The sequence below is a fragment of the Halorubrum tibetense genome, assembly GCF_042661865.1.
GTDB classification, from domain to species: domain Archaea; phylum Halobacteriota; class Halobacteria; order Halobacteriales; family Haloferacaceae; genus Halorubrum; species Halorubrum tibetense.
This window is the reverse complement of record NZ_JBHSWW010000202.1, coordinates 1-8,438: the sequence shown is the minus strand read 5'-3', so window position 1 is coordinate 8,438 and position 8,438 is coordinate 1. Positions and strand designations below refer to the sequence as shown.

The 8,438-nt window shown below is 67.8% G+C and carries 9 protein-coding genes and 1 pseudogene; 9 read left to right on the top strand and 1 reads right to left on the bottom strand.

What is annotated here, in order from left to right:
- The 5 genes from ACFQEU_RS11815 to ACFQEU_RS11795 all read left to right on the top strand — a co-directional run.
- A partial coding sequence (locus tag ACFQEU_RS11815) for a DUF7286 family protein (protein WP_465261138.1) occupies window positions 1-1,042 on the top strand: 1,042 nt, incomplete at its 5' end.
- Window positions 1,043-1,151: 109 nt separating this feature from the next.
- Complete coding sequence (locus ACFQEU_RS11810) at window positions 1,152-1,610, top strand: DUF5791 family protein (RefSeq protein ID WP_379782369.1); 459 nt, start codon at window positions 1,152-1,154, stop codon at window positions 1,608-1,610.
- Complete coding sequence (locus tag ACFQEU_RS11805; RefSeq protein ID WP_379782367.1) at window positions 1,607-2,578, top strand: NAD-dependent epimerase/dehydratase family protein; 972 nt, start codon at window positions 1,607-1,609, stop codon at window positions 2,576-2,578. Before ACFQEU_RS11810 ends, ACFQEU_RS11805 begins: the two co-directional genes overlap by 4 nt.
- A gap of 76 nt (window positions 2,579-2,654) precedes the next feature.
- Entirely contained in the window at window positions 2,655-3,830 is a 1,176-nt protein-coding gene (locus ACFQEU_RS11800) for a DHH family phosphoesterase (protein ID WP_379782365.1), read from the top strand.
- 79 nt (window positions 3,831-3,909) lie between these two features.
- Window positions 3,910-4,038, top strand: coding sequence for a hypothetical protein (locus ACFQEU_RS11795; RefSeq protein WP_379782362.1), 129 nt, complete (start codon window positions 3,910-3,912; stop codon window positions 4,036-4,038).
- A 93-nt stretch (window positions 4,039-4,131) separates the two neighbouring features.
- On the opposite strand, the pseudogene ACFQEU_RS11790 reads toward ACFQEU_RS11795, so the two are convergent.
- Window positions 4,132-5,290 (bottom strand): annotated as a pseudogene (locus tag ACFQEU_RS11790) (proteasome-activating nucleotidase).
- Window positions 5,291-5,429: 139 nt separating this feature from the next.
- On the opposite strand from ACFQEU_RS11790, the gene ACFQEU_RS11785 reads away from it, so the two are divergent.
- The 4 genes from ACFQEU_RS11785 to ACFQEU_RS11770 all read left to right on the top strand — a co-directional run.
- On the top strand, window positions 5,430-5,690 hold the full coding sequence (locus tag ACFQEU_RS11785) for a MarR family transcriptional regulator (RefSeq protein WP_379782360.1): 261 nt from the start codon (window positions 5,430-5,432) through the stop codon (window positions 5,688-5,690).
- A 77-nt stretch (window positions 5,691-5,767) separates the two neighbouring features.
- The gene (locus ACFQEU_RS11780; RefSeq protein ID WP_379782358.1) at window positions 5,768-6,115 is read left to right on the top strand and encodes a hypothetical protein; all 348 of its coding nucleotides are present in this window, start codon (window positions 5,768-5,770) and stop codon (window positions 6,113-6,115) included.
- Between the two features lie 26 nt (window positions 6,116-6,141).
- Window positions 6,142-7,485 (top strand): DNA double-strand break repair protein Mre11, encoded by a 1,344-nt coding sequence (mre11, locus tag ACFQEU_RS11775; protein WP_379782356.1) that lies wholly within the window; start codon window positions 6,142-6,144, stop codon window positions 7,483-7,485.
- The coding region (locus ACFQEU_RS11770; protein WP_379782354.1) for an AAA family ATPase at window positions 7,482-8,438 on the top strand (957 nt) is incomplete at its 3' end. The genes mre11 and ACFQEU_RS11770, both read left to right, overlap by 4 nt.

Here is an 8,438-nt window from a genome sequence, read left to right as displayed (position 1 = left end):
GGGGCCGGGCGGCTACGAGCGGTTCACGCCGGACGGCTCGCCGGGGTATCTCCCGCGAACGCCGGTCGACGGGGCGACCGTCGAGGCGGTCGACGGGACGACGACTCGGCCGCTCGCCACGCGCAACCTCAACTACGTGACCGTGCCGTACGGCGATGTCGCCGGCGGAATCACCGACCGGATCCTCGGGACGGAGGACACGGTCGGGATCGGCGTCGCCGGGCGGGCGTTGTTGGCGGCCGACGACTCGCTTGCAGGACGGAACGACCCGGATCTGGAAGCCGACAGGGACGTGCTCGCCGACCGGATCGAAGCGTCGCGATCCGTGGTCGACGACCGCCTCGAGTCGACCCTCGCGGACCGGACGTCGCTGACACGCGAGGAGCGGGCGTCGGTCCTCGCCTCGGTCGCCGGAACGTACGACTCCCCGGGGGCGCGAGCGGTCGCGATCGGCGATGGGGGGTACGCGGATCGGGTGGCCGACGAGGCAGCGAGAACAGGGTCGCTTTCGGCGGGGGAGCGAGCGACACTGACCGCACGGCTCCACGTCACGCTTCGGACGGCCGCCGGACGGGACGCCGTCAGGATCCCAACCCGGTTCGTCGACGGGCCGACCGAACGAGTCCGCGAGGAGGTCCGCGGCGAGATCGAGGGGGCGGTCGAGGAGGGCGCGTCGCGGGTGGGCGAGGAAGCCGCCGAGCGATGGGCGCCGAAGCCGGTTCGGAGCGTCGGGGCGGGGCTTCCGGTCGCGCCGGTGCCGGGGTACTGGGTCGCGACTGTTAACGCCTGGCGCGTGGAGGTCCGCGGCGAGTATCCGCGGTTCACGCTTCGGGCGGACGTCGGGGAGCCCGGACGACCCTTCGAGTACGTTCGCGAGGAGGCGACGGTGACAGTGTCCGTGGATGGCGACCCGATCGAGCTCGGGAGTACCAGGCCGGTCGCGTTCGAGACGGGGACGATCGTCGCCATTGCGGTTCCGGCGGGCCCACCGGGCGTCGGCGACGTCGACGGCACCCGCGACGAGACCTCCGCAGGGTGGTGATCGTCGGCCCGGGAGAAGAGCAGGACACAACGAGGCGGGATGGGCTCAGACCGGTCCCTGACCGGTCCCTGACCGGTGGCGTTTTGAGACGGGACCACCGATCGACGGTATGTTTCACGAGATCGTCGACGAGTCGGACGTGACCGGGAGGTCGGACGACGACAGCGACGGGACGATCGAGGCTGCGGCGTTGTTGGCGGCGTTCGAGGCGGCGCTCGCGGACGCGATCGACGCGGCGGGTCGCGACCGAGTGGTCGCGGAGACGTCGCTAGACGAGGAGACAGTCGACGCGACCGCCACCGGAAACGTGGGTGACCTCACGCTTGAGGAGGGAGTGTCCGTCCTCGCGGCGGCGAACGATCGCGAGCCGGACCCGATGGTCGCCGAGCTCCGCGATCACCTCCTCATGGGAATGGTAACGGCGGTGCTCGACGTCGACACGATCGCGGCATCGATCGACGCCGACCTCACCGGACAGGAGGTTCAACAGGTGTTGGAGGGCCGCGCCGCGATGACACTCGAACAGCTCGCGCAGGTCATGGCCGTCATCGAGGGTCGAAAGCCATGAGGATCGTCGTCGTCGGCTGCGGCTACGTCGGGCTCGAACTCGCCGAGCAGCTCGTGGCTCGGGGCCACGACGTGACTGGCGTCCGCCGATCGGACCGTGGGCTGGAAGCGGTCGAGGCGGTCGGGGAGGCGGTCGACGGATCTGTGGGGGATGAGTCGACAGGCGGCACGAGCGGAGCGATCGGCTCCATCGACGCGGTTAGAGGAGATGTGACGGAGCCGGGGACGCTCCCGGCGCTTCCGGATGCGGACGCCGTCGTCTTCGCCGCCAGCTCCGGCGGCCGGGGTGCGGACGCGGCTCGGGCGGTGTACGTCGACGGGCTCCGGAACGTTGTCGAGGAGTACGGGAGCCGTGCCGCACCGCCGGGCCGGCTGGTGTACACCTCTTCGACCGGTGTGTACGGCGACCACGGGGGCGAGCGGGTCGACGAAGGGACGCCGATCGATCCGACGACGGAGAAGACGCGAGTGCTCGCGACCGCCGAGGAGGTCGCGCTGTCGGAGGCGGCGGATCACGGGATCGACGGGACCGTCGCCCGGTTCGCGGGGTTGTACGGCCCGGACCGGTATCGCTTACGACGCTACATCGACGGTCCCGTCACGGCCGGCTATCTCAACATGGTCCACCGTGCGGACGCGGCGGGCGCGATACGACACCTCCTCGAGACCGACCGAGCGCGGGGAGAGCCCGTCGTCGTCGTCGACGACGAGCCGGTCGACAAACACGCGTTCGCCGACTGGCTCGCCGACGAGTGTGGCGTCACCCGGCCCGAGAAACGCTCGAAGGACGAGCGGATCGCCGACGGCGACCTCTCGGCGGCCGCCCGGCGACGGATCCGGACGAGCAAGCGATGCTCCAACGACCGACTCCGGGCGCTCGGCTACGAGTTCGCGTATCCCACGTACCGCGAGGGGTATCGGGACGCGATCACCGCGTTCCGTGCGGATCACGGGACAGAGAAGGTCTGAAACGGTATTCTACAGGTATCGGTCGGTCGAAGTATCCACGAACCTTGATGTATCGGCGGCGAGTGCCGTCTGACGTATGTGGTCATTAGGGACGGTGAGCGAAACGCTCTCCGGCGCGGAGACGTTCGTCCGTGAGAACCCGGAGCTGACCGCCGTGGCGGTGTTGGCGGCAGTCGCCGTCGTCGCGAGCACGTACGCACTTCTCCGCGCCCGTCGGCCACCGGGTGTCTCGTTCCGTCGACTGCTGGCCGACGAGGAAGAGGTCACCGTCCTCATGCATCCGAACCCGGATCCGGATGCGATGGCGGCCGCAGTCGGGATCGCGTCGCTCGCCGACCAGCTGGACGTAGGAGCGACCGTTCAGTACCCCGGACAGATCCGACATCAGGAGAACCGGGCGTTCCGAACCGTCCTCGACCTCGAACTGGATCGGATCGACCACGTCAGCGACCTCGCCGCGGAGACCGTCGTGCTCGTCGATCACAACGAGCCACGGGGATTCGGCGGCGCGGACGGGGTGTTGCCGACGGCGGTCGTCGATCACCACCCGGGAGACGGTGCCGGCGACGAGTTCACGGATGTTCGGACCGACTACGGCGCGACCGCCTCTATCGTGGCGGAGTACTTCGACGACAACGGAGCTGTTCCGGTGCCGCCGGACAGACACGCGAGCGAGACCGACGGCGACTTCGCTCTGTCGACACGGGCCGCCACCGGTCTCCTGTACGGGATCCTGGCGGACACGAAACACCTGACCGTCGGCGCGAGCGAGCCGGACTTCGCCGCCGCGGCGTACGTGTACCCCGGCGTCGACCAGGACCAGCTCGACCGGATCGCGAACCCCGCCGTTGACGCGGAAGTACTGGAGGTGAAAGCACGGGCGATAGCCGGGAGACAGATCGAGGGGTCGTTCGCGGTGGCCGACGTCGGCGGGGTGAACAACGTGGACGCCATCCCGCAGGCCGCCGACGAGCTGATCCAGCTGGAGGGGATAAGCGCCGTCGTCGTCATCGGTGAGCGCGACGGGACGGTACACCTCTCGGGACGGTCCCGCGACGACCGCGTTCACATGGGGAACGCCATCGACGCCGTGCTCTCCGAGGTCGAGAACGGCAACGGCGGCGGGCACTCGCGGATGGGTGGCGGCACGATAACACCGGAAATCGAACCGACCGGGGAGGAGGCGCTCGAAACGGTCGACCGTGACACCCTCTCGAACGACCTGTTCCGGGCGATGGCCGGCGACGTCTGATCGGCGGGACGCGCGGGACGAGCGTCGACCGAATCGTTGTCGACCCAACGGTTAAGACGAAACCCGTCGATCGGGCGGTATGGAGTTCGGATCGGTCGACGACAGCTGGCGGACGCTGGTGGGGGTCGGGCTCGGATACGTCCTCGCGACCGGGCTGATACTCATCGGGTTCTTTTTATTGCCGTACTTGGTCCTCAGCGCGTTGTAGCGAATCGGGCGTCGACCGGGTGGAAACGGATGTGGAAGCGGGAAGAGAACGGGAAGGAAAGACGCGAAGCGGAGTGAGGCAGGGCAGTGCGGATCAGGCGAACGCCAGCGAGTCGTCGGCGTCGCTCGCGTCGTCCTGTTTGAGCTTCTCGTGCGCCTCGAGGAAGTCGGAGAGGGTGACCTGCGTCCGGTCGTCGCGGATGGCGAACATCCCGGCTTCGGTGCAGATCGCCTTGATATCGGCACCGGAGGCGTCCGGCACGTTCTCGGCGAGCTGCTCGAAGTCGATGCCGTCGGCGAGGTTCATGTTGCGGGTGTGGATCTGGAAGATGATCTCCCGGCCGGCGGTGTCGGGTTTGGGGACCTCGATGAGGCGGTCGAAGCGGCCGGGACGGAGGCTCGTCGAACCCGTCCATCTCGCTGAGCAGCTGCATCATCGTCCGCTGGACCTCGGCGTCGCCGGAGGTCTTCGAGTCGGTCCGTTTCGAGGCGATGGCGTCGATCTCGTCGATGAAGATCACCGCGGGCTGGTTCTCGCGGGCGACCTCGAACAGGTCGCGGACGAGCTTCGCGCCCTCGCCGATGAACTTGTGGACGAGCTCGGAGCCGGCCATCTTGATGAACGTCGCGTCGGTCTCGTTAGCGACCGCCTTCGCCAGCATCGTCTTCCCCGTCCCCGGCGGACCGTACAGGAGCACACCGCTCGGTGGCGTGATCCCGACATCCTCGAACATGTCGGGGTGTTCGAGCGGCATCTCGACGGTCTCGCGGACCTCCTGCATCTGGTCTTCGAGCCCGCCGATGTCGGCGTACGTGACGTCGGGCGAGTGCTCCACCTGCATCACCCGAGCACGGACATCCGTCTCCTTCTCCAGCTTCTTGACGACCGACAGCGAGTTGTTGACCGCCACCCGATCGTCCGGATCGAGCGTCTCGCGCATCTCGTCCGTGATCTCGGTTAACGCCTCCTGGTTGTTACCGTGCTGTTTGATCACGGCACCGTCCTCGGTTATCTCTTGGACGGTCGCTACGAACAGCGGCGACTGTTTGAGCTTCTTGTTCTCGTGGGTGAGCCGCTCGAGCTTCTGCTGGTACTTGTTGTTCTCCGCGTTCGCGTCGAGGAGCTTGTCGCGCATCTCCTCGTTCTGGGACTCGAGCACCTCTAGCCGGTCTTGGAGGGTCTCGATCTTTTCCTGTCTCGTCGCCGACCCCTCATCGTAGGGCATATCGACGTCGTCGACGGTGTCACTCATTACGTCAAGCAAGGCGTCTCGCGGATAAGAGGCTTCGGGTGGGGAAACCGATGCACACGAAAAAGCCATATTTATGCTCCAAAGTAATTAGAACGGATAGTAAATATTATTTAACGGCATGAACTACTGGAGGACACGTATGAGCACTACGGACGCAGTCGCCGCCGACGACGTCACGGACCGGTGGGAAGGGGTACGCGACCTCCCGCCGAGCGCGAAGCTCGTCGCGAAGGTCCTCGATTACAACGACACGCTGACCCAGAGCGAGCTCGCCGAGGAGACGCTGCTCCCGCCACGAACCGTCCGGTACGCGCTCTCGCGGCTGGAGGAGGAGGACGCGGTCGACTCGCGCTTTTCGTTTACCGACGCCCGCAAGCGACTCTACTCGCTGTCGGTGTGAGCCCGGTGGGTGAGCACGGGGACGGTCTCGGATCGGGGCGGCCGAGAGTATAAATCCGATACCGCGCCAGGGAGCGTGTGGTCTCGACCGACGACGTCAAGCGGGCCCTTTCGGCGCTAGCGACGCGAACCGACACCGCGAGGCGGCCGTACGCGGCCGTTATCGACGAGGCCGACGCCGCACGAGACGATCTCCAGCGGGCGGCCGGGTTCGTCGAGGCCGTCGGGCTCGATCGGCTCGACGAGGCGATCAGGGACGCGGAGCGGCACGGGCGCGTCGATCTCGCCGAGCGTGGCCGCGTGGCGCTCGAGTCGTACCGGCGGTTTCGGGCGGCGACGAGGGAGACGGCGACCGTTACGTCGACGGCGACAACGACGCCAGGAGAGGCGGCGACGACGGATCCGACACCGCCCCGGAACCCCTAAACCCGATACGGGCCAATCGTGGAGCGATGACACGGGTGATCCACACCGGCGACACCCACATCGGGTACCAGCAGTACCACTCGCCGGTCAGACGCCAGGACTTTCTCGACGCGTTCGGAGCCGTCGTCGACGACGCGATCGACGGCGACGTCGACGCCGTCGTCCACGCGGGCGACCTCTTTCACGACCGTCGCCCGGAGCTCCCCGACCTGATGGGGACGATCACCGTCCTCCGCCGACTCGACGACGCCGGGATCCCCTTCCTCGCGGTGGTGGGGAACCACGAGTCGACCCGCGGGGGACAGTGGCTCGACCTCTTCGAGCGGTTGGGGCTCGCGACACGGCTCGACGACGAGCCGGTGACGGTCGGTGACACCGCGTTCTACGGGCTCGACCACGTCCCCGTCTCGCGCCGCGACGAGCTGGAATACGCGTTCGAGCCGCACGACGCCGACTACGCGGCGCTTGTCGCCCACGGACTGTTCGAGCCGTTCGCACACGCCGACTGGGACACCGAGACGGTGCTGACCGAGAGCGACGTGGCGTTCGACGCGATGCTCCTCGGCGACAACCACAAACCCGATCGGGCGACGGTCGCCGACACGTGGGTGACGTACCCGGGGTCGACGGAACGCGCGAGCGCGAGCGAACGGGAGGGACGCGGCTACAACCTCGTTCGGTTCGACGAGGCCGCCGCGGCGGGCGACGACCGCATCGAGATCCGGCGACGCGCGCTCGACACCCGCGAGTTCGTCTTCGTGAGCGTCGAGCTCGGCGAGGGAGAGGGGGAGGCTCGCGTCCGCGAGCAGGTCCGACAACACGACCTCGCGGACGCCGTGGTGCTCGTCGAAGTGACCGGCGACGGCGACCCGATCACCCCGGCGGCCGTCGAGGAGTTCGCGGCTGACGCGGGCGCGCTGATCGCCCGCGTCACCGACAGACGAACGGTCGAGACGGACGAGGCGGTCGACGTGAGCTTCGCCGATCCCGAGGACGCGGTTCGTGAGCGGATCGAGAGGATGGGCCTGTCGACCGCCGCACTCGACGTCGATGCGACGGTTCGTGACGACGGCGTCGCCGACGCGAACGTCCGGGAGACGGTGAAGTCGGCGGTCGAGGAGCGACTCGACGATCCGGGAGCGTTCGAGCCGGCCGAGGACTCGATGTCCGACGGGGACGAGAGTGACGAGGACGCGGAACCCGACGCCGGTAAGCACGCGGAACCCGACGCCGGTAAGCACGCGGAACCCGACACGGATGGGACGCACACGGGTGAGACAGGAGCGGACGACGGGACGGAGTCGACGGCGGAGCGGGATGAATCCGCCCCGGGCGCCGACGGCCAGGTGTCGATGGAGGACTACCTATGAGGTTCGACCGGATCCGGCTCTCGAACTTCAAACCGTACGGTGACGCCGACCTCCAGTTGACGGAAGGCGTCACGGTCATCCACGGGATCAACGGCAGCGGGAAGTCCTCGTTGCTGGAGGCGTGCTTCTTCGCGCTGTATGGCTCGAAGGCGCTCGACGGTACCCTCGACGACGTGATCACGAACGGCGAGGAGGAGACGGAAGTCGACCTCTGGTTCACCCACGACGGCGTGTCGTACCACGTCTCTCGCCGGTTGCGAGCGTACGACGACCGGGTCGACCACGACTGTACCCTCGAGGCGACCGCGGGGAGCGACGTAACCCGGGACGGTGCGACCGCGGTGCGCCGGTTCGTCACCGAGCTCCTCCGAATGGATGCCGACGCGTTCGTCAACTGTGCGTACGTCCGACAGGGGGAAGTGAACGCACTCATCAACGCCAGCCCGAGCCAGCGACAGGACGTCATCGACGACCTCCTCCAGCTCGGGACGCTAGAAGAGTACCGCGAGCGCGCCGGGGACGCCCGCCTCGGCGTCGAGGACGTGTTGAACGCCAAACGGGCAGTGTTAGAGGAGAAGGAGAAACGCATCGAAGAGAAAGAAGAGAAGGGGCTCCACGACCGGCTCAACGGGCTCGAGAGCGAGCTGTCGGAGCTCGACGATCAGGTCGACCACTACGAGACCCAGCGCGAACAAGCGACGGAGACGCGGTCGGAGGCCGCCGAGACGCTCGCAACGTACGAGGAGAAACGCTCCGAGCTGGCGACCGTCGAGTCGACGATCGAGTCGATCGAGGAGTCGATCCGCGAGACGGAGCGGGAGCGCGAAGAGCACCTAGAGGCGGTCCGGGAGGTACGCGAGCGGATCGACGAGCGGGAGGCCGCGGTCGACAACGCCGTCGAGGCCGCCGGGCTCGACGCCCCGACGGCGGCAGCGATCGCGGATCGCCGGTCG